Origin of the sequence: Pseudomonas versuta (assembly GCF_001294575.1) — a bacterium.
Classification (GTDB): domain Bacteria; phylum Pseudomonadota; class Gammaproteobacteria; order Pseudomonadales; family Pseudomonadaceae; genus Aquipseudomonas; species Aquipseudomonas versuta.
Map to the genome: position 1 here is coordinate 2,337,389 of NZ_CP012676.1, position 22,615 is coordinate 2,360,003.

The following is a 22,615-nucleotide window of genomic DNA, read 5'->3' on the forward strand; positions in this document are numbered from 1 at the left end:
GCTGAGGTGCATCAGACCAGCCCCGGCCCCCGAATCGCCGGCAGCCAGCCTCCACAACCAGACTCTAAAGTCCAAACTCACGTATGATTGGCCCTTTGCCCCGCCCGCCAACAGGATTCACCCATGTCTTTAAGCAAAGCCAACCAGGCCAAAATTGAACGCCGCCTGGTTAAAGCCCTGACCATTGCCTGTGAAAAGGCGAAAGATGAAATTCCGGGGTTTGTCTGGCTGACCCACACGGTCAACTATGAGGCCTTCCCTGCCAGCCTGAAGGTGGTATGGGTGTTCGACACCAAAGACAGCAAAGACTTCGCCCTGGCTGATGGCGAAGCTCACTTTATGGTCGAGCTGACCGACAAGGCCCTGACGGAGGCCGATGTGCGGGTGCGTAATGCCGCCACCCACGTCTATTACGACTCCGAAGAAGAATGCCAGCGGGCCTGTGGCGGCAATTGGCCAAAACGCCTGTCGAGCAAACGCTAAGAGGCCGACAGGTATTTGCCAAACCAGTCCAGGGTCCTGCTCCACGCCAGCGTCGCAGCAGCTTCATCGTAGCGAGGCGTGGAGTCATTATGAAAACCGTGATTCACGTTCGGGTAGATAAACGCCTGGTACGTTTTGCCATTGGCTTTTAGAGCCTTCTCATAGGCCGGCCAGCCCTCATTGATGCGTGTATCCAGCCCGGCGTAATGCAGCATGATCGGTGCCTCGATCCGGCTGACCTCATCTGCATCGGGCTGACGTCCGTAAAAAGACACCGCCGCCGCCAGTTCCGGATACGCCACTGCCGCCGCATTGACCACGCCGCCGCCATAACAGAAGCCGGTAATCCCGACTTTCCCCGTGCTGGCATCGTGCTGCATCAACCATTCAATGGCCGCAAAAAAATCATTCATCAGCTTTTCGGGATCAACCGTCTGCTGCAGTGCCAGGCCCTTTTCGTCGTTGCCGGGGTAGCCCCCAACCGACGACAGGCCGTCGGGCGCAAGGGCAATAAAACCCTGCTTGGCCAAACGCCGGGCGACATCCTCGATATAGGGGTTGAGGCCGCGATTCTCGTGTACCACCACCACTGCGGGCAACTTGCCCTGTGCCCCGGCCGGACGCACCAGGTAACCGCGCACCTGCCCGTGCCCCTTGGGCGAGGGGTACATGATGTACTCGGCTACGATGTCCGGGTCGGTAAAAGCCACTTGCTCGGCAAGGGCATAGTTCGGACTGAGTGCGCTCAGCACTGAAAGCGCCGATACACCAACAGACAAGATCGCAGCCCGGTCAAGAAACTCGCGCCGATTGATCTGGCCATGGGCGTAAAAGTCATACAGCTCAAGCAATTCAGGAGCAAAGTCTTTAGCAGTGAGACGGGGCATCTGTGCGCTTCCTTCTGGACAGTTTTGACTTGCCATAAACAAACGCAGCATCACTTGTCACAACCCTGCGCTTGCAATTACTTCCTGCTGATAGCCTTGGCCAAAATACGAGAAACCTGATCCGCCGAATACGGCTTGGCCAAAAACTCTACCCCCTCACAACTGCCGCGGGCCAACTCGTCACTGTAGCCGGAGGCCAGAATCACCGGCAGTTCAGGGCGGCGCAGACGTAACTCTTTGGCCAGCGCGACCCCGGTCATGCCGGGCATGACCACGTCTGAAAAAATGGCGTCGAACGCCATTGCATCAGTGCCGACCATCAGCAATGCCTCTTCGGCATTGGCCGCCCAAGCGGTTTCATAGCCAAGATCCTGCAGGATCTGATTGGCAAAACGCCCCACCTCAAGGTTGTCTTCAACGATCAACACCCGGTATTTGCCCTCTTCTCCGGACGGCTCAAGGCTTTGCCTGCCCTCGGGGCGCGACTCACTGGCCCCGGCGGCACTGACCTGCGGCAAATACAGTGTGAACCGCGCGCCCTGACCGACAACACTCGATACATCGACGTTTCCGCCAGATTGCTTGGCGAAGCCGAAAACCTGGGACAACCCCAGCCCGGTACCCCTGCCAACCTCCTTGGTGGTGAAAAAAGGCTCGAAAATATGCTCCAGGGTCCGGGCGTCAATTCCGCTGCCTGTGTCCTGCAAGGAAACAGCGGTGAAGTGCTCATTGGAACCGGCATGACCGCGGATCGGCGGCAGCGGGCCACTGTGATCCAGACGCAGTATCAGCGTTCCCTGGCCCTGCATCGCATCGCGGGCGTTGAGGGCGATGTTGATGAGCGCCGTTTCAAATTGACTGGAGTCGGCACGCACGTAATACGCGTGTTCGGGTAACTGGACGATGACTTGAATACGCGAGCCCGTGAGCGTATCGAGCATGTCACCGATGTCCTGTATTCGCCGCCCCACATTGAATACTTGAGGGTTGAGCGGCTGGCGCCGGGCGAAGGCCAGCAGTTGGCTGGTCAGCTTGCTGGCTCGCTCGACGGTGTCAGAGACCGCGCTCATGTAACGCTCCCGGCGCTCGGCAGAGAGGTTGGGCATGCGCAGAAAGTCCACCGAGGAACGAATAATGGTCAGCAGGTTATTAAAGTCATGGGCCACACCGCCTGTGAGCTGGCCGATGGCCTCAAGCTTTTGCGACTGGCGCAATGCCGCCTCGGCAACCAGCAGGCGCGCGGTTCGTTCCTGAACCCGCTCCTCGAGTGTCAGGTTCAACCTTTCCAGTGCTGCCAGCCCCTCACGCACAGCACCGTCGGCACGTGCACGCTCAATATGGGCCCAGCAACGCTCTGTCACTTCACCCAGCAAGGCCAGCTCATAGGCCGACCAGGTTCGTGGCACCTTGTCGTGAATGGCCATCAAGGCCGTCAGTTTGCCGCCCTTGATCAGCGGCAGGCACAAGGTAGAGACAATACCGAACGCGCTGAAAATGGCGGCAACCTCAGGGGCCAGATCGGTTGCAATGTCATTGATCACCAGCGGCTGGCCGGCGCGAAGGCAGGCCAGCGCCCCTTCCCCGAAATCACTCAGGCGGTACTGGCCGCACAGGCTGGTAGCGCCTTCGACGAGCCAGTTGTCCCGAATGAAAAATCCGTCTTCGTCGGCCTCCATGTCCGCGTAGGCGCAATGAGTGACCTTCAGGTGCTCGGCCAGCATGCGCATGCTGGTCAGCATGATTGCATGGGGATCGCTGATCTCGATCACGGCGCTGCCGATGGCATCCAGCACCGCCAGGCGCTGAGTCATACGCACCGTGGTCGTGGTTTCGGTGACCGTGTTGAGCATCCCCACGACCTGGCCGAACTGATCGCGCACAGGGCTGTAGCAAAAAGTGAAGTAAGCCAGCTCTGGCCGCTGACTGCGCTCAATCACCAGGGGGAAGTTTTCGATATAGGTGGCTTGCCCGGCAAACGCTGAATCGGCAATGGCACTGATTTCGCTCCAGGCTTCTTTCCAGACGTCGTTGAAAGGCCGCCCCAGGGCTTCAGGCTTGTTGCCCAGAATGGGCACAAAGGCATCGTTGTACAGGGTGATTAAATCCGCGCCCCAGACAATCGATTGCGGAAAGTGCGAAGCCAGCGCCAGCGCTACAGTGGTTTTCAAAACATCCGGCCAAGTGTTCAGAGAACCAAGGGACGTAGTGGCCCAGTCATGATTCCTGATTCTTTGGGCCATTACACCGTCATGCTGGAGCCAGTCAGCCATTACGCTCTTACCTTGATTACCACGAGTTGCCAAAAAAGCACCGCCGATTATATGACAGGCCACCACCGGGTAGACATATCTTGAAAATACTTGGTTCCAACCCTGCACACCTAATAAATGCGCCATGTGCTCCCCGGCCTGGCACTGAACAGATCGGCTTCATGACTTTACCGGTGTCGTTAAACTGGCCGCACAGATACCATCCCCCGCCTCGCATGCCTGTTGGCGACCAAGCCGGACCCGGCGCACACACGACCTGAAACAAGAGGAATCAAACGGTGAAAATTGCACTTGTGTTGCTGTTGAGCGCGCTGACCATACCCGCATTTGCCGCCAATATCGGTGAGCGCCTGACCCCCTGGACCTTACAGGACCAATACGATCAGCCCTTTACTCTGGATGCAAAAACCCGCGTGCTACTGGTGGCGCGCAACATGGACGGTTCCAAGCTGGTGAAGGCCGCGCTGGAAAACCAGCCCAAGGGTTATCTGGAAGCGCGCAATGTAGCCTTTCTTGCCGATGTGCAGCGCATGCCATCGCTGATCGGCAAATTTATCGCAATCCCGGCCATGCGTGACTACAGCTACCGCGTTGTACTCGACCGCGATGGCAGTATTGCCGCCAACTACCCGGGCGCTGAAGACAAGGTGCTGTGGCTGCAACTGGACGACGCCACCCTGGTTGCACAGCAGGAATTTGCCTCCGCCGATGAACTGCGCACCGCACTGGAAAAACTGCCCGCCCAATAACCGGGGCGGTAGGTGATCAAGGGCGAACCCGTTGAGGCTGAAGTCTGGGTGCCCTTCAAACTGATCACCCCGGACCAGGTCGCGATGTATGAACAGCACTTTAAATAAAAGACCGGTACCGAAGGTTTAATTGTCGGGAAACGGCAGGCTCTGCAGCCACTCGCTGAAGGCCATCAGCGACGGCAGGTTCTGGTACCGGCTGGCATACGCCAGGTAATAGCCCCTGCCGCTTTCCATCGGTTCGAACAGGGTCACCAGCGTGCCCGCCCTGATCTCATCCTGAACCAGAATACGCGGCACCAGACCGATGCCGATGCCTGCCACCACGGCCTGAATCAAGTGCGCGGTAAGCTCGAAGCCGGGCCCCGAACGCATCATCCGATGATCCAGCGCATGGCGTTCAAACCAGTCCGACCAGGCGTTGGGCCTGGACACCACATTGAGCAGCGAGTGACTGGCGGCAAGGTCCGCCGGGGTCATGGCGCGGTATTCAGGCAGCGCCGCAGGGCTGGCCACCACTACCAGTTTTTCCGTCAACAGCTTGTGCGAGATAAACCCCGGCCATGGCCCCGAACCGGCCACGATGATCGCGTTCATATCCCCCGCAGCGCTGGCGAGATCGGCGTGCATGATACGCGAGTGGATATGCACCACGATGTCGGAGTGCCTGGTGTAGAAGTCATTCATGCGCGGCAACAGCCATTTCGAACCGAACGTAGGCAGAACCGCCAGGTGCAGCGTGCCGCCCCCTGAACTGAAGGCAATGGTCTGCAGGGTCGCGCTACGGATTCGGCCCAACGCCGCTGACAGCTCATGTTGATACAGCGCGCCGGCAGCCGTCAGCTCGATACGCCGACCCTCACGGTTAAACAGATCGACCCCGAGTAAAGCCTCCAGCGCCTGCACCTGACGGCTGACAGCGCTTTGGGTCAATGACAGCTCATCAGCCGCCTTGGTGAAACTGCAATGCCTGGCCGCCGCTTCGAACGCCACCAGTACCGACATCGAGGGGGTTAGGCGCCTCGGATTCATTCATAAACCTCATGCAAATGCTGCGTGTTTTACGTTTGCCCTGTGCAGACGACGCCCTGACAATAAGGCCAAATCCAGTTCTGCTGTGACTTGTGCCTGTAAAAGAGCATACGTTAAGCGAATACAAAAACGAATTTAGCCTGCAGGAAACGTCTTGATGATCGCCCGCCTCATCCCCGTAAATGGCCAGCCAGGCCTGTACCAAAGTTTTCTGAGCGACCTGAAAACTGAAGGGTTCGAGGGCGAAATCGCGAGCGATTATGCTGTGCGCACGGTGCTGTCGACCGACAATTCGATCTACCAGCGCCTGCCCCAGGCCGCCATATTTCCCAGGCACTGCGCCGACGTGGAGCTGGTGGCCCGGCTCGCGGCGCAGCCCAGGTTTCGCTCGGTGGTACTGACTGCCCGCGGCGGCGGTACCGGCACCAATGGCCAGTCACTCACCGACGGGGTGATCGTCGATCTGTCCAGACACCTGAACCGGATTCTCGAGATCAACCCCGATGAGCGCTGGGTGCGTGTACAGAGCGGTGTGGTTAAAGACCAGTTGAACGCTGCACTCAAACCCCACGGCCTGTTCTTTGCCCCCGAACTGTCCACCTCCAACCGGGCCACCATTGGCGGGATGATCAATACCGACGCCAGCGGCCAGGGCAGTTGTACCTATGGCAAAACCCGCGACCATGTATTGGCGCTTTCGACCGTTCTGATGGGCGGCCGCAGGCTCGACAGCCAGGCCGTGGACGCCAGCCAGGCCCGGCAGCAAGCCGCCCGCCAGGACATCATCGGCGAGGTCTATCGCTGCACCCAGGAGATTGCCGACAACCAGCAACAGCTGATCCAGGACATCTTTCCCAAGCTCAATCGCTGCCTCACCGGCTATGACCTTGCCCACCTGCGCGAGGCGGATGGCGGCTTCAATCTCAACAGTGTTCTGTGCGGTTCCGAGGGCAGCCTGGGCTTTATTGTCGAAGCCAGGCTCAATGTACTGCCGATCCCCCGCTACTCCATTCTGGTCAACGTGAGCTATGCCGGCTTTATGGACGCGTTGCGCGATGCCAAGGCGTTGATGGCACTCAAGCCGTTGTCTATCGAGACCGTGGACTCAAAAGTGCTGATGCTGGCGATGCAGGACATCGTGTGGCACGGCGTGGCTGAATACTTCCCCCAGGACCCGGACCGCCCGACCGCAGGTATCAACCTGATCGAGTTCTGCGACGACGACCAGGCGCGGCTGGAGCAGCGCGTCAATGACTTCATCGAGCACCTTCGAACCGATACCGGCGTCAGCCGTCAGGGTCATACGCTGGCCATCGGCAACGAAGCGGTAAAGCGTGTTTACAGCATGCGCAAACGCTCGGTCGGGCTGCTGGGCAATGTGCAGGGCGAAGCCAGACCCCAGCCGTTTGTCGAAGACACTGCCGTGCCACCGGAGCACCTGGCGGATTACATCGCAGAGTTTCGCGCCCTGCTCGACGGGCACAATCTCGAATACGGAATGTTCGGTCATGTTGATGCCGGGGTACTGCACGTAAGGCCCATCCTGGACATGAAAGACCCGGCCCAGGCGGCACTGATTCGCCCGCTTTCGGACGCAGTCGCGGCGCTGACGAAAAAGTACGGGGGGCTGCTGTGGGGCGAACACGGCAAAGGCCTGCGCTCTGAATATGTGCCTGATTTTTTTGGCGCCCTTTACCCCTCGCTCCAGGCCATCAAGGCAGCATTTGACCCGTTCAATCAATTGAACCCCGGGAAAATTGCCACTGCGGCGCGCATCAGCCAGGCCAGGCTGACAGCGGTGGACGAGGTTACGCTGCGCGGCGACCTCGATCGCCAGATTGATCAACGGGTATGGCAAAGCTACCAGAGTGCCGTGCAGTGCAATGGCAATGGTGCCTGCTACAACTTCGACCCCGATGACGCCATGTGCCCCTCCTGGAAAGCCACCCGAGACCGTATCCATTCACCCAAGGGCCGCGCTTCACTGGTGCGCGAATGGTTGCGCCTGCAGGGTGCGCAAGGCGTGGACGTACTGGGCAATACGGCTGCAACTTCGTCCCTCGGGAGCTGGCTTGGCAAAGCCCGCAACACCCTTGCCCGACGGTTGGGGCAGAAGGACTTTTCACATCAGGTCTATGACGCCATGGCCGGCTGCCTGGCGTGCAAATCCTGCGCCGGGCAGTGCCCGGTCAAGGTCAATGTTCCGGATTTCAGGGCACGTTTTCTTGAGCTTTATCACAATCGTTACCTGCGCCCGCTCAAGGACTATGTGGTCGGTTCACTTGAGTTCAGCATTCCCGTGATCGCGCGCTTCCCGAGCCTGTACAACGCCATGATGGGGGCCAGGCCCGTCAAGTTCATGCTTGAACATGTGGTCGGAATGGTCGATAGCCCGCTACTGAGCGCCATGGACTTTCACCGGGTGTGCGCCACATGGAACGTGCAAATGGCGACGGTCAAAACCCTTTCGCGACTGACCGACCCACAGCGCCAGCGCAGCGTCATCCTGGTTCAGGATGCGTTCACCCGCTATTTCGAAACGCCGGTGGCCGCACAATGGATCGAGCTGATCACGCGGCTTGGCTATCAGGTCTATCTGGCGCCCTTCGCACCCAATGGCAAACCCCTGCAAGTGCAAGGTCTGCTGGGCGCCTTCAAGAAAGCGGCAGCGCGCAATGCACGGGGCCTGCTGGCCCTGCAAAACTGCGGCGTGCCGCTGGTGGGGCTGGACCCGGCAATGACCCTGGTCTACCGCCAGGAATATGCCAAGACCCTGGATCACGGCACGGTGCCGCAGGTGGCTCTGGCGCAGGAGTGGCTGGCGAGCGCCATGCCGCTCCAGTCACCGGCCGCTCCGCAAAAGGTCTTTCACTTCTTGCCCCATTGCACCGAGCGCACCAATGAGCCCGCGAGCATTGACCTGTGGCAAAAGGTATTCGCAGGATGGGGGCTGAGCCTCAAGGTTTTGCCCAGCGGTTGCTGTGGCATGTCCGGCACCTACGGCCATGAAACACGCAACGTGAAGACCTCGCAGATCATTTACTCGCAATCGTGGCAGCCACTGGTAGAGCAGCATCACGGCGACGGCACGCTCCTGGCGGACGGGTATTCCTGCAGAAGCCAGGTCAAGCGTCAGGCAGGCAAAGAATTACTGCACCCCCTGCAGGCACTGCTGGGCCATCTTCGCGAGGGCGAACCTGTTGTTCAGGCCGCGCAAAGATGACAGGCTGACGCCCCGCACTGTAGCGATGCCCGCCCACACAGGGGGGGCTGCACAGGTCTGTGTTGTGTCGCCAAGGAACCTGGATGGACAATTTTTCGCAACTGCAGGCCTTCATGTGGGCCAACGAACATGGCAACTTTTCTGCGGCAGCCAGAGCGAACGGGTTAACCCCGTCCACCATCAGCAAGCTGATCACACGCCTTGAAAACCGTCTGCAGGTGCGGCTCTTTCAGCGCGGGAACCGCAGCCTCACGCTCACCGAAGAAGGCTCGGCATATCTGGTCAGTGCCCGCGAGGTGATCAATGCCATGGCCGAAGCCGATTCGTTGGCCGAAGCCTTCCCCACCCGGGTCAGTGGCTCGCTGCGGATTCACACCATGACCACGTTCGCCAAGCATCAAATCATGCCCTGGCTGCCGGAGTTCCTTGCCACTTACCCCGGGTTGACCGTCGATATCCAGGTCGGCGCACAGTACGTCGACCACTTCGATCAGGGGCTCGACATCGCCATCCACAGCGGCGTGCTGCCCGACTCATCGCGAATTGCACGAAAAATCGGCGAAAGTGCCTGGGTCACCTGTGCATCACCGGAGTATCTGGCACGCCGTGGCACGCCCGTTCACCCCGAAGAACTGATGACTCACGACTGCTTTAACTTCGGCTTCAACAGCGCCTGGAACAATTGGCAGTTTGTGGTGAACCAGGAGAAGGTCACGATTGCGATCACCCCCAAGGCGGTGTTCGGGCAGGGTGACCTGCTGCGCGATATAGCGCTGGGCGGCGGCGGCATCGTCAAGCTGGCGCAGTTTCATATTGGTGCCGATATCAAGGCGCGAAGGCTTGTGCCTGTGTTGCAGGCGTTCGACATTCCCGCCAAAGAACCCATCTACCTCATCTACTCCAATCGCAAACACTTGAGCCCCAGAATCCGGGCGTTTCGCGACTTTCTGGAACAGAAGTTGTTGCAGGCGCCCTGGGATTGACCCATGGCTGATGCCATGGGCAAACGGGCTTAGAAGGTCGGCGGAGACACCGCACTGACCACAATGCAAACTTCGTCAAAAGGATTGCGCATCCGGTGCGGAAGCCGACTGTCGAAGTAGTACGCATCCCCCACCGAAAGGACCCGGACTTCATCACCCACCGTCATTTCCAGACGGCCTTCAATGATGATGCCGCCCTCTTCCGCTTCATGGGAATAAAGCTCTTCACCTTCCTGCCCGGTGTCTGCGCCCGGCTCATAGCGCTCATGCAGGATCATCATCGAGCTGTTCGTCAGGTTCGCGCCTACTTGCCGGTAAGACAGCTTCTTGCCATCAGCCAGCTCTACCAGTTCACTGGCTTTATAAAAAACCGCGCGGTCGACGACGGCAGAGTCTGAAAAAAACACACTGAGAGTGACGTTCAGGGGGCGCAGCAAGCGCTTGAGGATACTCACTGACGGGCTGGATTTATCCCGTTCGATAATCGAAAGCGTGGCATGCGGCACCCCGGCCAGCTCTGCCAGCCCCCGAATCGAAAGCCCGCGACTTTGTCGCAAAGCCTTCAGCCGTGCTCCCACTGAAGCAGTTTCGTAGTGCTCGCCAGTACTCTCAGAGGGCTCCCCTGGAGCATGCGGGCTTCGGCCGGTCGCCGATGTTTCTATCACGGTTGATTCCTCAGACATACGGCACCCGAGTGGGCAAAATTTCGATTCCGTCCTTGAGCTGCCGGGGACCTTTTTACGGTAAAAAAATAATTCAAGCGCCCCGACTTGGGTTGTTTCGCACCCTGCTGCACACCCCAACGGGAACAAAGTAACACGATTCCCTGAAGGCTCATTCATGGGCAAAACGCTTCCTGCACACATCAGAGAATTTTTCGCCCGGCCTCAACAACCCTCAATCAACAAATTTTAGGCATTAAAAAACAATCGCTTGCCGTAATCCGGGCGATTTAAAGTTTTCTTGACCTGACAAAAAATAAGACTTGCCTGAGATATTTTTGAGTGGTAAAAATTTTTACCACACCAACACAACATCTGCGTCGAGGTTCAAAATGCACAAACCATGCCACGCTTTTGCAGCTTTTGGATTTGCCCTCATCGGTATTGCCGTTTCTCAAGCGGCCAGCGCCCGTGACCTGACAATCGTTTCCTGGGGGGAAATTTCCAGGATGCTCAGCGCGAGTTGTTCTTCACCCCTTATGCAAAACAGACAGGCAAAAATGTACTCGACCAGAGCTGGGACGGTGGCGTGGGTGTGCTTGACGCAAAGGTCAAGGCGGGCAACCCCAATTGGGACGTGGTAGAGGTTGAAGCTGAAGACCTTGCACTGGGCTGCGAGTCCGGGCTTTACGAAAAGATCGACTGGGCAAAGATCGGCGACAAGGCTGATTTCATCCCCGAGGCCGTGAATGAATGCGGGGTCGGTAACATCGTCTGGAACACCGGTCTGTCGTGGGATGGTGACAAACTCAAAGTCGGACCGACCTCCTGGGCCGACTTCTTCGACACCCAGAAATTCCCCGGCAAACGCGGCCTGCGCAAAGGCCCTAAATACTCTCTGGAGTTCGCACTGATTGCTGACGGGGTAAAACCTTCCGAGGTTTACGAGGTACTGCGTACGCCTGAAGGCGTCGACCGTGCCTTCAACAAACTGCAGCAAATCAAGCCGAGCATTGTGTGGTGGGAAGCCGGCGCCCAACCCCTGCAAATGCTGACCGCGGGCGACGTGGTCATGAGCTCTTCCTACAACGGCCGCATCACCGGGTTCAACAACACCGAAGGCAAGAACTTCAAGTTCCTGTGGGATGGCAGCGTCTCGGCCATCGACTCATGGACAGTGCTCAAAGGCAGCGCGAACAAAGCCGCCGCCATGGACTTTATCGCCTTCGCCAGCAAGCCTGAAAATCAGGCAAAACTGCCCAAGTTCATCGCTTACGGCCTGACCAACAAAAAAGCCAACGAGCTGGTACCGGCAGACCTCCAGGCGGTGTTGCCGACAACCCCTGAAAACCTTGCCCGTTCGGTGCCGATTGATGTGGATTTCTGGGTGGAAAACATTGAACCGCTGACCGAGCGCTTTAACGCCTGGGTTGCCCAGAAGTAACAGACCTGCCTGGATCAGCCTGCCATTCGCTCCCGGGTGGCAGGTGATAGCGCTTGAGCGTTCAACCATTGCTTCTTCATTTCCCGTGAACAGGCAGATGAGTAGCAAAGATGCTTGGTGCCTACTCACGAATGAGGATTGCCCCTTGAAACATCTGGTCAGTTTCAAAAATATCCAGAAAACCTACGATGGCATTCGTCCCGTCGTAAAGGACCTGAACCTAGATATCAAAGAGGGTGAGTTCGTCACCCTGCTCGGCCCGTCGGGTTCGGGTAAAACCACCAGCCTGATGATGCTGGCCGGTTTCGAAACGCCGACCCACGGCGAGATTTTTCTCAAGGACAAGCCGCTGCACAATCTGCCGCCGCACAAGCGCGATATCGGCATGGTGTTCCAGAACTACGCGCTGTTTCCGCACATGACCATCGAGCAAAATCTCGCCTTTCCGCTTTCAGTGCGCAAAATGAACAGCGTCGACAGAAAAGCCAAAGTACGTAAAGCACTGGATATGGTGAAACTCTCCGAGTTCGCCACACGCTACCCGGCGCAGCTGTCGGGCGGTCAGCAGCAGCGCGTCGCACTGGCGCGGGCGCTGGTGTTTGAACCCAAGCTGGTATTGATGGATGAGCCCCTGGGCGCGCTCGACAAGCAGTTGCGTGAACACATGCAACTGGAAATCAAACACCTGCACCAGCAACTAGGCCTGACCGTGGTGTATGTGACCCATGACCAGAGCGAAGCACTGACCATGTCGGACCGGGTCGCGGTGTTCAATGACGGCATCATCCAGCAGATCGACTCACCGCCAGCCATTTATGAAGCCCCGACCACCCGCTTCGTTGCGCAATTTATCGGTGAAAACAACACCCTGCTCGGCACCTTCGTTTACAAGGACGCAGGCCTCACGGTTGCGCGTCTGGCCGACGGCAGCCTGATCCGGGCTATATCGGCGGTTGAGGCAGTACCCGGTGATCAGGTGGCCCTGTGTATCCGTCCGGAGCGGGTAATTGTCGGACCTGCCGGCAGCTCACCGCTGACTGCACGGATCCAGGAGTACATCTATCTGGGTGACCACGTGCGCATGATCACTGAAATTGCAGGGCAACCGGATTTCATGATCAAGCTGCCGGCCTCGCAAATGAATGCCAGCTGGACAGTCGGCAGCACGATTTCCGTTTCCTGGGCGCCGGAGCACATTCGTGCCCTGGACATGACCACGCATTGAGTCGCCGATCATGAGTCAGTCAGCCGCACTAGTTCACCCCAAGACGCAAGCGATCGACCTTCGGGCCAAGCTCAAAAAATCCCAGCGCTCCTACAAACTCAAATCGCTGCTGCTCATCGCACCGCTGTTTGTGTTTGTGCTGGTGTGTTTCGCCTTTCCTATCGGCACCATGCTCACGCGAAGCGTCGACAACCCCGATGTTCACACTGCCATGCCCGCCACCACCCAGGCACTGGCAGCATGGAACGGCAAGTCGCTGCCTGGTGAGAGTACTTACGCCGCCCTGATCACAGACCTGGCCAGCGCCAGGGAAAACGGTCAGATCGGCGCCCTGTCCAAACGCCTGAGCTATGAGATCCCGGCATATCGCAGCGTTATCACCAAGACCCTGCGCAACCTGCCGGACAGCAATGTCGCCTCAAAGCAGGAGGCGCTGATCGCAATCGACAGTGCCTGGGGAGAAGTCAAATACTGGAAAGCCCTGAAGCAGGCCTCGTCGACCCTGACCCCTTATTTCCTGCTGGCCGCGCTCGATCACCGGGTCGACTCCGCCACGGGCAGCATTGTCAAAGCCGAGCCGAACCAGTCGATCTACGTCGATATCTTCGCCCGCACTTTCTATATCGGTGGAGTAGTAACCCTGCTCTGCCTGTTGCTGGGGTTCCCGGTCGCTTACTGGCTGGCCACGTTGCCTGAAGGCAAAAGCAATCTGCTGATGATCTGCGTGCTGCTGCCTTTCTGGACCTCACTGATCGTACGCACCGCAGCGTGGATCGTGCTGTTGCAGGCCGACGGACTGATCAACCGCTCCCTGATGGTCCTCGGCGTGGTGGACGCCCCTGTGCAACTGGTGTTCAACCGCACCGGGGTGATCATTGCCATGACCCATGTGCTGCTGCCATTCATGATCCTGCCGCTCTACAGCGTGATGAAAAGCATTCCGTCGAATTACGTTCGCGCTGCAATCTCACTGGGCGCCCACCCGTTCGTTGCATTCTGGCGGGTCTATGTTCCTCAGACATTCGCCGGCCTGGCGGCGGGCGGGTTGCTGACCTTTATTCTCGCCATCGGCTACTACGTAACCCCGGCCCTGGTCGGTGGGGCTGCCGATCAAATGGTCAGCTACTTCGTCGCCTTCTACACCAACAAAACCGTTAACTGGGGCATGGCCTCGGCGCTGGGCAGCCTGCTGCTGATTGCCACACTGCTGCTGTATTCGGTGTACGGCAAACTCACTAACCCGAACCAGGCGAGGTAATCACCATGATGCAGCCTTATGCTTCCACTGCAGAGAAACTGGCCCGCTTGGGACTGGTCTCGATCTCATTGCTGGTGTTGCTGTTTTTGATTGTGCCGGTACTGGTGATCATTCCCCTGTCGTTCAACTCCACATCGTTTCTGACCTACCCGATGGATGGCTTTTCCTTTCGCTGGTATGAAGAGCTGATGTCGTCTCAAGAGTGGCGCCAGGCGTTCAAGAACAGCTTCATCATTGCGCCGTTTGCCACCTTGCTGGCCATGGTATTCGGCACCATGGCATCGGTGGGCCTGTGCCGTGGCAACTTTCGAGGCAAAGGCCTGGTGATGGCTTTTCTGATCTCACCGATGATTGTTCCGCTGGTCATCGTTGCGGTCGGCCTGTACTTCTTCTTTGCCCGGCTGCAACTGCTCAACAGCTACATCGGCCTGATCCTGGCGCACGCCATGCTGGGTGTGCCGTTTGTGGTGATCACCGTCAATGCGACGCTGCAGGGCTTTAATATCAACCTGAGCCGGGCAGCAGCCAGTCTCGGCGCCCCGCCACTGACGGTGTTTTTCAAGGTGGTGCTGCCCTTGATTGCCCCCGGCGTTATCTCGGGCGGACTGTTTGCCTTTGCCACGTCTTTCGATGAGGTGGTGGTCACCCTGTTCCTGGCCAGCCCTTCGCAAAGAACCCTGCCCCTGCAAATGTTCTCGGGGATAAGGGAGAACATCAGCCCCAATATCGCCGCCGTTGCCACCATCATGGTCATCCTCTCGGTGCTGATGCTACTGACCCTGGAAGTGCTGCGCCGGCGCAACGAGAAGCTGAAAATCCAGCAACCCTAGCCAGCCCGCTGCGGCTCGCCAAAACACCTTAACCTTCCTTCCGGCCGCCAGGCCGGGACGGCTAACTACTGTCAAAATTCAGAGGTTCCTATGCCTAATCTAGTGGGTGATGTTTCCAGTGCAGCCCGCATCCTGCCCGACCTGAACGGTGAAAAGCTGTTTATTCGCAAGGGCAAGGGCGCCTGTCTTGAAGATGCTGATGGGCGACGCTACATCGATACCGCGCTGGGCTTCGGCGCAGTGCTGCTCGGCCATGCCAATGACCGAGTAAACCTGGCGGTCAGCGAAGCGCTGGGCGACAGTGCCGCCCCTTCCTGGGCCCATGTACGTGAACATGGCGCGGCAACTGCGCTGGCCAGCCATACCGGCGAACTGTCAAAGGTCATCTTCACCAACTCCGGCAGCGAAGCGGTACACCTGGCCTGCCGCGCCGCCCGTGCTTACACCGGCCGCGGCAAGATTGCCAAGATGGCGGGCGGTTTCGACGGCTGGTTTGATGACGTCAGCTACGGCAATGTCAGCTCCACCGAAGCCGGTTTCGAAGATGGCCAGCGCCCCTCGACCGAGCGCACGACCCTGCTGCGCTACAACGACTTTGCCGATGTCGAACGGCTGTTTGCCGAAGATCCGGACATTGCCGCCGTTGTGCTTGAACCCATGCTGGCCAACGCCGGCTGCATCATGGCATTGCCCGGTTACCTCAAGCATGTACAGGAGATCGCCCACCAACACGGCGCCCTGGTGATTTGTGATGAGGTGCTGATGGGCTTTCGGCTGTATGCCGGCCTGGCGGGTGTGCTCGAGGGTCTGGACCCGGACCTCGCCAGTGTCGGCAAGGCCATCGGTAACGGCGTGCCGGTCTCCGCCGTGGTCGGCAAGCCGCACATCCTGGCCGGCTTTGAAGAGGGCCGGGTGATTCGTGGCGGCACCTTCAGCGGAAACCCCATGGCCTGCGCAGCCGTAACCAGCACCCTGGCACAACTGGACACTGCCGACTATGAAGCGCTGATGGCCCGCGGCAACCATTTGCGCCAAGCCATAGAAAGCCTGTTCAAGGCCCATGGCGTGACCATTACCACCAGCGGCTACGGCAATGTATTCGGAATCTGGCTCGGTGCCACGGCGCCCGGCACTTACGAGCAGGCCGCCCGGGCAGCCAACCCGCGGTTCACCCTGGCTCTGCATCTGGCATTGCGTGAAGCCGGGCTGTTGATGATGCCGTCGCCCTATGGGCGGATCTACATCAGCTTCGAACACACCGACAGCGTGATCGAAGAAATGAAGAACGCCTTTGCACAGGCGGCTGCCCGGCTAAGCGCAGAATTCGCCAATGCCTGATAAAAAAAACGCCAGTCAGTTGCCCTGACCGGCGTTTTTTGTGCCTGAAAATCAATCTCCCATCACAGCTTCAAACCAGTGAAGCACTGCCCAGAACAAGGTCCGCACCGCGTTCCGCCACGGCCATGACGGCCCCCTGGATATTGCCGGAGACCATGGATGGAATAACCGAGGCATCCACCACCCTGAGGCCGGTCAGGCCGCGTACCCGCAGTGACGAATCCACCACTGCATCGGCGTCCTCCCCCATGCGACAGGTTGCAATCGGGTGATAGATGGTTTGACCGTTGGCCTGGGCAAACTCAAGCCACTGCTCATCGGTTTTAACTTCAATCCCGGGGCCGGTCTCGACCTCGACAAATGCCTGCATGGCCGGCCGCTGCATGATCCGCCGGGCGATTTTCATGCCCTCGATCAAGCTGACGCGGTCTTCTTCCACGCTCAGGAAGTTCGGGCGGATGGCCGGCATTACATCCGGATCGGCAGACTGGATATGGATACTGCCCCTGGACCTGGGCCGCAGTTGACTGACCCCGATCGTCATCCCCGGATGCTTGTCGAGAATCCGCTCCGCTGCGTTGGCGTAGCTGGCGTGCACCACAAAATACTGCACATCCGGGGTAGCCATGGTCGGGGCGGTTTTTACAAAGCCGTGTACCAGACCAGTGCCCAGGGTCAGAATCCCCGTACGGCGGGTGAAGTACTCGGCCACCGCCATGCCCAGCCGCCAGCCACGTGCCAGTTCGTTGAGAGTGACGGTATTTTTCATCTTCCAGTTCATGCGGGTCGCGAAGTGATCGATATAGTTCTCGCCCACCCCGTCGAGCCGATGCTTGAGCGCGATGCCGACTTTTTCCAGGACATCGGGCCGTCCAATCCCTGAGAGTTCGAGGATTTGTGGCGACTGGATCGAGCCTGCGCACAGGATCACTTCCTGGGCCGCATTGACCGTGACTTCCTCGCCTCGCTGGCGGTAGGTCACACCGGTACAGCGGGCCCCTTTCAACTCCAGGCGCAACACATGGGCATGGGTTTGGATGGTCAGGTTCGGCCGGTTTCTGGCAGGGTTCAGATAGCCGTCGACCACACTCCAGCGCCGGCCTTTGTGCTGAGCGACCTGGTAGTAGCCAAAGCCGGTCTGGTCATCGCCGTTGTAGTCCGCGTTGAAGGGTTGACCGTCCTGTTTCGCCGCGAGCATGAAGGCATCGGAAATCGGGTAGCGCTCACGCACTTGGTCCAGATGCATGGGGCCTTCATGCCCACGACGGTGATCGCCCTGGGCGTAGTTTTCGATCTTTTTGAAATAGGGCTTGAGGGTGTCGAAATTCCACCCCCTGGCTCCACCGCTTTCCCAGGCGTCGTAATCACCGGGCTGACCGCGCACGTAAATCATGCCGTTGATCAGGGTCGAGCCGCCCAGGCCCTTGCCCCGCGGTACAGCTATCTCCCGGCCCCGAGTGTTTTCTTCGGCCTGGGTCTTGAAGCGCCAGTTGTAACGTTTGTCAGTCAACAGCTTGCTGAAACCGGCCGGGATCGGAATCCAGAAACCTTTGGGTTCGCCACCGGCCTCGATCATTAATACCCGGTACTTGCCAGAGGCCGTCAACCGGTTGGCGAGGATGCAGCCGGCAGTGCCGCCGCCGACGATGATGTAATCAAAGGTGCTCATGGTTCGACCCGTCTGGAAGCCATCGCCGCCGCCATCAATTCGATCTGGCACAGCAGCATGGGTAAACCTTCGTGTACCCGGCAGCCGACTTTTTGTGCGGCCGCAAGCAAGGGTGTGATCGCCGGTTGCATGATGATCTCGGCGACGATCTGCTGCGAGGTGAGCCGGGTCACGTCACACGGCAGGGCATCACCTTCTTTGAGTCCCAGGGAAGTGCCGTTGACCACCAGATCATGGTCGGCAGGATCAGAGGTGCCGACCACCACCTGCAGTTCCGGGAACGCACTGGCGATACGGTCCACCAGCAACTGGGCCTTGGCGCTCGTGCGGTTGGCTATGGTCAGCCAGGCCACCCCGGCCGCAGCCAGCGCAAAAGCGATGGCGTTGGCCGCACCACCGGCGCCGGCCAGATACACACTGCGCCCCTCAAGCTCGATACCTGCCTGGCGCAACCCGCTGACAAAGCCCTCGCCATCGAGGATTTCGCCATGCAACTTGCCGTCGCCTGAGCGCGTCACAACGTTCGCCGCGCCCACCAGCACCGCTGCGTCAGAGAGGGTATCGCACAGCTCCAGAATGGCGGTTTTGTGCGGCACCGTCACAATAAACCCGTCAAGGCTCTGAATGCCCCGCAAGCCCGACACGACCCCGGCAAGGTCGGCCGGTGCCACATGAAAAGGCACCAGCACCCGGTCTTCGCCGCGGGCCGAGAACAGCGCATTCATCGCCTGTGGGGTCTGCACATGGTGAATCGGGTCGGCAATGATTGCGTAGACCCGGGTGTTGCCACTGATTTGAGTTATGTCTGTCATCGCATCACGCCAGGGTATAGGCGGTTTTCACGCCGGTATAGAATTCGCGAGCGTAGGAACCCTGCTCGCGGGAGCCGTAGCTGGAGCCCTTTCTTCCACCAAAGGGCGCGTGATAATCGACACCTGCAGTGGCCACATTGACCATCACCATGCCCGCCGCCGAGCGCTGTTTGAAATCGCACGCGTGCTTAAGGGATGTGGTGCAGATGCCCGAGGAAAGACCGAACTCGGTGTCGTTGGCCAGCGCCAGCGCCTCGTCATAATCGCGCACCCGGATAACACTGGCGACCGGACCAAAGACTTCTTCGCGGTTGATTCGCATGTCATTACCGGTCTCGGTGATCAGGGCTGGCGACAGGTAAAAACCATCGGTGGCGCGCTCGAGCAATTCACCGCCAAACACCAGATTTCCACCTTCATGGCGGGCAATATCGATGTAATCGCAATCCTGTTTGAGCTGCGCCTGAGAAACCACGGGGCCGATGTCACAGCCCTCAGCCAAGGCGTTATCGACCTTGAGCGCGGCCAGACGCTGCACCACGGCCTCGACAAAGCGGTCATGAATGCCGTCCTGAACGATCAGCCGACTTGAAGCGGTACAGCGCTGGCCGGTGGAAAAGTAAGAACCGGACACTGCCACTTCGACGGCTTGCTCCAGGTCGGCATCGTCCAGAATAATCAGCGGGTTCTTGCCGCCCATCTCCAGCTGCACCTTGGCGCCCCGCTCCATGCATGCCAGGCCGACCTGGCGACCGGTACCGGTCGAGCCGGTGAAGGTGATGGCCCTGACCTTGCGCGATTTTGCGAACACATCGCCGACTTTCGAGCCCGGGCCCATGACCAGATTAAACACGCCTGCCGGCAACGCACCGGCGCGCACAATGATTTCGGCCAGTGCCCAGGCACTGCCCGGTACCAGATCAGCCGGCTTGAATACCACGGTATTGCCGAATGCCAGCGCGGGGGCGATCTTCCAGGCCGGGATCGCAATCGGAAAGTTCCACGGCGTAATAATCCCGATCACGCCCTCAGGCTCGCGGCGTACATCCACTTCAACCCCGGGGCGGATCGAAGCCAGGCGCTCGCCCGACAACCGCAATGCTTCACCGGCGAAAAACTTGAACACTCGCCCGGCCCGCACCACTTCGCCAATGCCTTCGGCCAGGGTTTTACCTTCTTCACGGGCGAGCAAACGGCCCAACTCTTCGCGACGTGCCAGCACCTCGGTACCGATACGGTCCAGCGCGTCACTGCGCTGTTCTGCAGTAAATCCGGCCCATGCCGGTTGCGCGTCAAATGCAGCATCCACCGCCGCGTGCGCCTGAGCCGCGTCGGCCCGGGCGTACTCGCCCACCACATCATTGGTATCCGAAGGATTGATGTTCAGGTTCACATCAGCGCCAGCGACCCACTCGCCGCCTATATAGTTTTTATTCATGCGAATGACTCCCGCGAACACACTTGCCCGTACCACCCCGAACGCGTTGATCCGGCGCCCTGAAGAACGCCAGCCAAACGCAATCAAGCGGTCCCGACCCGTTTATTTGAAGCCGCTCATAGAAACCATCGACCGACCCGACAGTGATTTATTGGGTCATGTAACCGGTCTTCCTGGTGAAGCCAGAGGGGCATGCTTTCGCGCCAAAGGGCGATGGGCAAAACATACGCCTCTGATAATTCATCGTCTACGCGCTAGCTGTGACGCTGGTTCACACATGCTATTCCGGATACGCACAGCCAAAACCCTGATTAGCGGGTACGTGGCAGGCGACTGCATAGTTGGGGAGTGATAGTGCTGATAACCCTGCACTCAGCGACGGGCAAAAAAAAAGCACCATAGCGGTGCATAGTTGTGTGGATCATCAAAAACTTTTACGTCTCAGCGTTAGCCTAGTTGAACGTGTCAGTGGTCCGTAATGGTGCAAAGAACGGGATATATCATGGCATATCAATAATGAATGGCCTTCGACAAAATAAGTATTAACCGGATACCTGCGTGACTGTTAGTTTGCTCTACATCTAATGTTCGATGAAATAAGAGCCCTACATGCTGACTGTCAATCTGCCGGTGCCGGTATGGGCTGATCTGGTCAAGTTCGCACGTCCGTTTATAAAAATGCACGGACTGAAGAACCATTTCGTTATTGTCGATGGACGCGAACGTTCCTTCACTCCATCGCCTGACATCATTGCCGATATTTGCAATGTTGAAGCCGGTGTTGGAGCGGACCAGTTACTCGTTATTGAGCCGGCGACCTTAAACGGTATCGCTTTGGGTGTGTATGCCCGCATGCGAATCTATAACGTAGATGGCAGCGAAGCCCAAACTTGCGGCAATGCCACGCGTTGTGTTGCCGACCTTCTTTTAAAGGAAAGTGCAACAGACCAAGTTGTGATCGAAACAGGCGGTGGCAACCTGCGATGCTGGCGCAACGAAGCATCGGGCCAGATAAGTGTTGCGATGGGAACAGTCAATCTAGACTGGCATTCCATCCCGTTGGCACAAGCCACTGACACCCTGAATGTCAGAATGAATCACGGGCCGCTCCAAGTGGCAGTGGCTCTGAATATCGGCAACCCGCACCTGGTGTTCTTTGTTGATGATTTACAAAGTGTCGATATCCCGCGCCATGCCGCCCAGGCCCAACAGGATCCACTCCTGCCAGAGTCCGCCAACATAGGTGTTGCCCAGATTATTGGCGAAACAGCCATTCGCCTGACTGTCTGGGAGCGACCGGGCATTCTGACCCAGGCGTGTGGCAGCGGAGCATGTTGCGCCGTGGCAGCGGCCAGAGCGAAGGGACTTATTCAGTCCAGTATTGTGACGGTGTATATGCCGGGGGGAGCCCTGACAATCGAGCAAGACGATAAAGGGCAACTCACTCTGACGGGGCCTACTGTCATTGCGTTTGCTGGATATTTGCTGGAAACACACGAGGCTTAAAATGACTGATGAACGCAGGTCGTCATGCATTATAAAAATAGAATCAGTATCGAAAGTCTTCAGCGGCATTAATGGTCGCCAGGAAGTCTATGCACTCAGAAATGTGGACAACCACATCAACCGGGGTGAAGTGGTGGTCATCATCGGCCCGAGTGGCTCAGGGAAAAGTACCTTGCTGCGCTCACTTAACGGGTTAAACACCATTAGCTCGGGGCAAATCTGGATTGATGGCGTCAGCTTGACCGATCGCAAAACAGACATTAATAAACTGCGCGCAGAAGTCGGCATGGTGTTCCAGAACTTCAACCTGTTCGCCCATAAAACAGCGCTTCAAAATATTGTCATCCCGCAAACAATCGTCCTGAAGCGATCGAAAGAAGAAGCCGAGGAAATCGCGCGCACGTTACTGCAAAAAGTAGGACTGCCGGACCGTGCCAATAACTACCCGCACCAGCTTTCCGGGGGTCAGCAGCAGCGCATTGCAATTGCGCGTTCGTTGGCGATGAACCCGAAAGTCATGTTGTTTGACGAGGCCACATCAGCACTGGATCCAGAAACGGTGGGAGAGGTACTGCAACTGATGAAGGAACTCGCCGCCGAAGGGATGACCATGGTCGTAGTCACTCACGAAATGGGCTTTGCTCGCGACGTGGCCGACCGGGTGATTTTCATGGAGGCCGGACAGATTGTCGATGAGGCTCCCGCTGACAAGTTTTTCGCTGCCCCCAGCGACCGGGTTGCCAGTTTCCTGGGCCGCGTGTCAGCAGCACCGTGCATTTAAACCGCCGCAACGAAAACAAGACGCC

General features: G+C 58.4%; 18 protein-coding genes and 1 pseudogene. 12 read left to right on the forward strand and 7 right to left on the reverse strand.

Going from position 1 to position 22,615, the window contains the following annotated elements; genetic code table 11:
• The first annotated feature begins 123 nt into the window (after positions 1-123).
• Complete coding sequence (locus tag AOC04_RS10360) at positions 124-483, forward strand: hypothetical protein (protein ID WP_060693056.1); 360 nt, start codon at positions 124-126, stop codon at positions 481-483.
• Here AOC04_RS10360 and yghX read toward each other — a convergent pair.
• Both yghX and AOC04_RS10370 read right to left on the reverse strand, forming a co-directional pair.
• The gene (gene yghX, locus AOC04_RS10365) at positions 480-1,370 is read right to left on the reverse strand and encodes a YghX family hydrolase (RefSeq protein WP_060693058.1); all 891 of its coding nucleotides are present in this window, start codon (positions 1,368-1,370) and stop codon (positions 480-482) included. The genes AOC04_RS10360 and yghX overlap by 4 nt on opposite strands.
• 77 nt (positions 1,371-1,447) lie before the next feature.
• Positions 1,448-3,640, reverse strand: coding sequence for a GAF domain-containing protein (locus AOC04_RS10370; protein ID WP_060693060.1), 2,193 nt, complete (start codon positions 3,638-3,640; stop codon positions 1,448-1,450).
• A 278-nt stretch (positions 3,641-3,918) separates the two neighbouring features.
• Here AOC04_RS10370 and AOC04_RS10375 point away from each other — a divergent pair, with 278 nt between their 5' ends.
• The gene (locus tag AOC04_RS10375) at positions 3,919-4,389 is read left to right on the forward strand and encodes a hypothetical protein (RefSeq protein ID WP_060693062.1); all 471 of its coding nucleotides are present in this window, start codon (positions 3,919-3,921) and stop codon (positions 4,387-4,389) included.
• 12 nt (positions 4,390-4,401) lie between these two features.
• Positions 4,402-4,497: pseudogene (locus tag AOC04_RS24160) on the forward strand (rhizopine-binding protein); the annotation flags it as partial.
• An 18-nt stretch (positions 4,498-4,515) separates the two neighbouring features.
• Here the strand turns inward: AOC04_RS24160 and AOC04_RS10380 are convergent.
• The gene (locus tag AOC04_RS10380; protein ID WP_073514921.1) at positions 4,516-5,421 is read right to left on the reverse strand and encodes a LysR substrate-binding domain-containing protein; all 906 of its coding nucleotides are present in this window, start codon (positions 5,419-5,421) and stop codon (positions 4,516-4,518) included.
• Positions 5,422-5,578: 157 nt separating this feature from the next.
• On the opposite strand from AOC04_RS10380, the gene ydiJ reads away from it, so the two are divergent.
• Both ydiJ and AOC04_RS10390 read left to right on the forward strand, forming a co-directional pair.
• The gene (ydiJ, locus tag AOC04_RS10385; RefSeq protein WP_060693065.1) at positions 5,579-8,644 is read left to right on the forward strand and encodes a D-2-hydroxyglutarate dehydrogenase YdiJ; all 3,066 of its coding nucleotides are present in this window, start codon (positions 5,579-5,581) and stop codon (positions 8,642-8,644) included.
• An 83-nt stretch (positions 8,645-8,727) separates the two neighbouring features.
• Positions 8,728-9,627 (forward strand): LysR family transcriptional regulator, encoded by a 900-nt coding sequence (locus AOC04_RS10390; RefSeq protein ID WP_060693067.1) that lies wholly within the window; start codon positions 8,728-8,730, stop codon positions 9,625-9,627.
• A gap of 29 nt (positions 9,628-9,656) precedes the next feature.
• On the opposite strand, the gene AOC04_RS10395 is transcribed toward AOC04_RS10390, so the two are convergent.
• The gene (locus AOC04_RS10395; RefSeq protein WP_060693068.1) at positions 9,657-10,205 is read right to left on the reverse strand and encodes a cupin domain-containing protein; all 549 of its coding nucleotides are present in this window, start codon (positions 10,203-10,205) and stop codon (positions 9,657-9,659) included.
• 607 nt (positions 10,206-10,812) lie between these two features.
• Between AOC04_RS10395 and AOC04_RS10400 the strand changes: the two genes are divergently transcribed.
• The 5 genes from AOC04_RS10400 (at position 10,813) to AOC04_RS10420 (ending at position 16,384) form a co-directional block, all read left to right on the forward strand.
• Entirely contained in the window at positions 10,813-11,733 is a 921-nt protein-coding gene (locus AOC04_RS10400) for an ABC transporter substrate-binding protein (RefSeq protein ID WP_335337694.1), read from the forward strand.
• A 97-nt stretch (positions 11,734-11,830) separates the two neighbouring features.
• Entirely contained in the window at positions 11,831-12,958 is a 1,128-nt protein-coding gene (locus tag AOC04_RS10405) for an ABC transporter ATP-binding protein (RefSeq protein WP_205891802.1), read from the forward strand.
• A gap of 10 nt (positions 12,959-12,968) precedes the next feature.
• The gene (locus AOC04_RS10410; protein WP_060693073.1) at positions 12,969-14,216 is read left to right on the forward strand and encodes an ABC transporter permease; all 1,248 of its coding nucleotides are present in this window, start codon (positions 12,969-12,971) and stop codon (positions 14,214-14,216) included.
• Positions 14,217-14,221: 5 nt separating this feature from the next.
• Positions 14,222-15,046, forward strand: a complete 825-nt coding sequence (locus AOC04_RS10415) for an ABC transporter permease (RefSeq protein ID WP_060693075.1) — start codon at positions 14,222-14,224, stop codon at positions 15,044-15,046.
• A 90-nt stretch (positions 15,047-15,136) separates the two neighbouring features.
• Positions 15,137-16,384 carry an aspartate aminotransferase family protein gene (locus AOC04_RS10420; RefSeq protein WP_060693078.1) on the forward strand — a complete coding sequence of 416 codons (1,248 nt, stop codon included), beginning with the start codon at positions 15,137-15,139 and terminating at the stop codon, positions 16,382-16,384.
• 70 nt (positions 16,385-16,454) lie between these two features.
• On the opposite strand, the gene AOC04_RS10425 is transcribed toward AOC04_RS10420, so the two are convergent.
• From AOC04_RS10425 to AOC04_RS10435, 3 genes are read right to left on the reverse strand one after another with little or no spacing between them, the layout of a single operon-like run.
• Positions 16,455-18,053: a GMC family oxidoreductase gene (locus tag AOC04_RS10425; protein WP_060693081.1), complete on the reverse strand. Its 1,599-nt coding sequence runs from the start codon at positions 18,051-18,053 to the stop codon at positions 16,455-16,457.
• On the reverse strand, positions 18,050-18,865 hold the full coding sequence (locus AOC04_RS10430; RefSeq protein ID WP_060693084.1) for a shikimate dehydrogenase family protein: 816 nt from the start codon (positions 18,863-18,865) through the stop codon (positions 18,050-18,052). Before AOC04_RS10430 ends, AOC04_RS10425 begins: the two co-directional genes overlap by 4 nt.
• A 4-nt stretch (positions 18,866-18,869) precedes the next feature.
• Positions 18,870-20,303, reverse strand: a complete 1,434-nt coding sequence (locus tag AOC04_RS10435; RefSeq protein WP_060693086.1) for an aldehyde dehydrogenase family protein — start codon at positions 20,301-20,303, stop codon at positions 18,870-18,872.
• A 609-nt stretch (positions 20,304-20,912) separates the two neighbouring features.
• On the opposite strand from AOC04_RS10435, the gene dapF reads away from it, so the two are divergent.
• Together dapF and AOC04_RS10445 are read left to right on the forward strand one after the other, a co-directional pair.
• Positions 20,913-21,809: a diaminopimelate epimerase gene (gene dapF, locus AOC04_RS10440; RefSeq protein ID WP_060693088.1), complete on the forward strand. Its 897-nt coding sequence runs from the start codon at positions 20,913-20,915 to the stop codon at positions 21,807-21,809.
• 28 nt (positions 21,810-21,837) lie between these two features.
• Positions 21,838-22,590 carry an amino acid ABC transporter ATP-binding protein gene (locus AOC04_RS10445; protein ID WP_157883486.1) on the forward strand — a complete coding sequence of 251 codons (753 nt, stop codon included), beginning with the start codon at positions 21,838-21,840 and terminating at the stop codon, positions 22,588-22,590.
• Positions 22,591-22,615 lie beyond the last annotated feature (25 nt).

Excerpts from the sequence above, each read along its gene's own strand:
- AOC04_RS10360 (WP_060693056.1), top strand. The coding sequence starts at position 124 with ATGTCTTTAAGCAAAGCCAACCAGGCCAAAATTGAACGCCGCCTGGTT.
- yghX (WP_060693058.1), bottom strand. The coding sequence starts at position 1,370 with ATGCCCCGTCTCACTGCTAAAGACTTTGCTCCTGAATTGCTTGAGCTG.
- AOC04_RS10370 (WP_060693060.1), bottom strand. The coding sequence starts at position 3,640 with ATGGCTGACTGGCTCCAGCATGACGGTGTAATGGCCCAAAGAATCAGG.
- AOC04_RS10380 (WP_073514921.1), bottom strand. The coding sequence starts at position 5,421 with ATGAATCCGAGGCGCCTAACCCCCTCGATGTCGGTACTGGTGGCGTTC.
- ydiJ (WP_060693065.1), top strand. The coding sequence starts at position 5,579 with ATGATCGCCCGCCTCATCCCCGTAAATGGCCAGCCAGGCCTGTACCAA.
- AOC04_RS10390 (WP_060693067.1), top strand. The coding sequence starts at position 8,728 with ATGGACAATTTTTCGCAACTGCAGGCCTTCATGTGGGCCAACGAACAT.
- AOC04_RS10405 (WP_205891802.1), top strand. The coding sequence starts at position 11,831 with ATGAGTAGCAAAGATGCTTGGTGCCTACTCACGAATGAGGATTGCCCC.
- AOC04_RS10410 (WP_060693073.1), top strand. The coding sequence starts at position 12,969 with ATGAGTCAGTCAGCCGCACTAGTTCACCCCAAGACGCAAGCGATCGAC.
- AOC04_RS10415 (WP_060693075.1), top strand. The coding sequence starts at position 14,222 with ATGATGCAGCCTTATGCTTCCACTGCAGAGAAACTGGCCCGCTTGGGA.
- AOC04_RS10420 (WP_060693078.1), top strand. The coding sequence starts at position 15,137 with ATGCCTAATCTAGTGGGTGATGTTTCCAGTGCAGCCCGCATCCTGCCC.
- AOC04_RS10425 (WP_060693081.1), bottom strand. The coding sequence starts at position 18,053 with ATGAGCACCTTTGATTACATCATCGTCGGCGGCGGCACTGCCGGCTGC.
- AOC04_RS10430 (WP_060693084.1), bottom strand. The coding sequence starts at position 18,865 with ATGACAGACATAACTCAAATCAGTGGCAACACCCGGGTCTACGCAATC.
- AOC04_RS10435 (WP_060693086.1), bottom strand. The coding sequence starts at position 20,303 with ATGAATAAAAACTATATAGGCGGCGAGTGGGTCGCTGGCGCTGATGTG.
- dapF (WP_060693088.1), top strand. The coding sequence starts at position 20,913 with ATGCTGACTGTCAATCTGCCGGTGCCGGTATGGGCTGATCTGGTCAAG.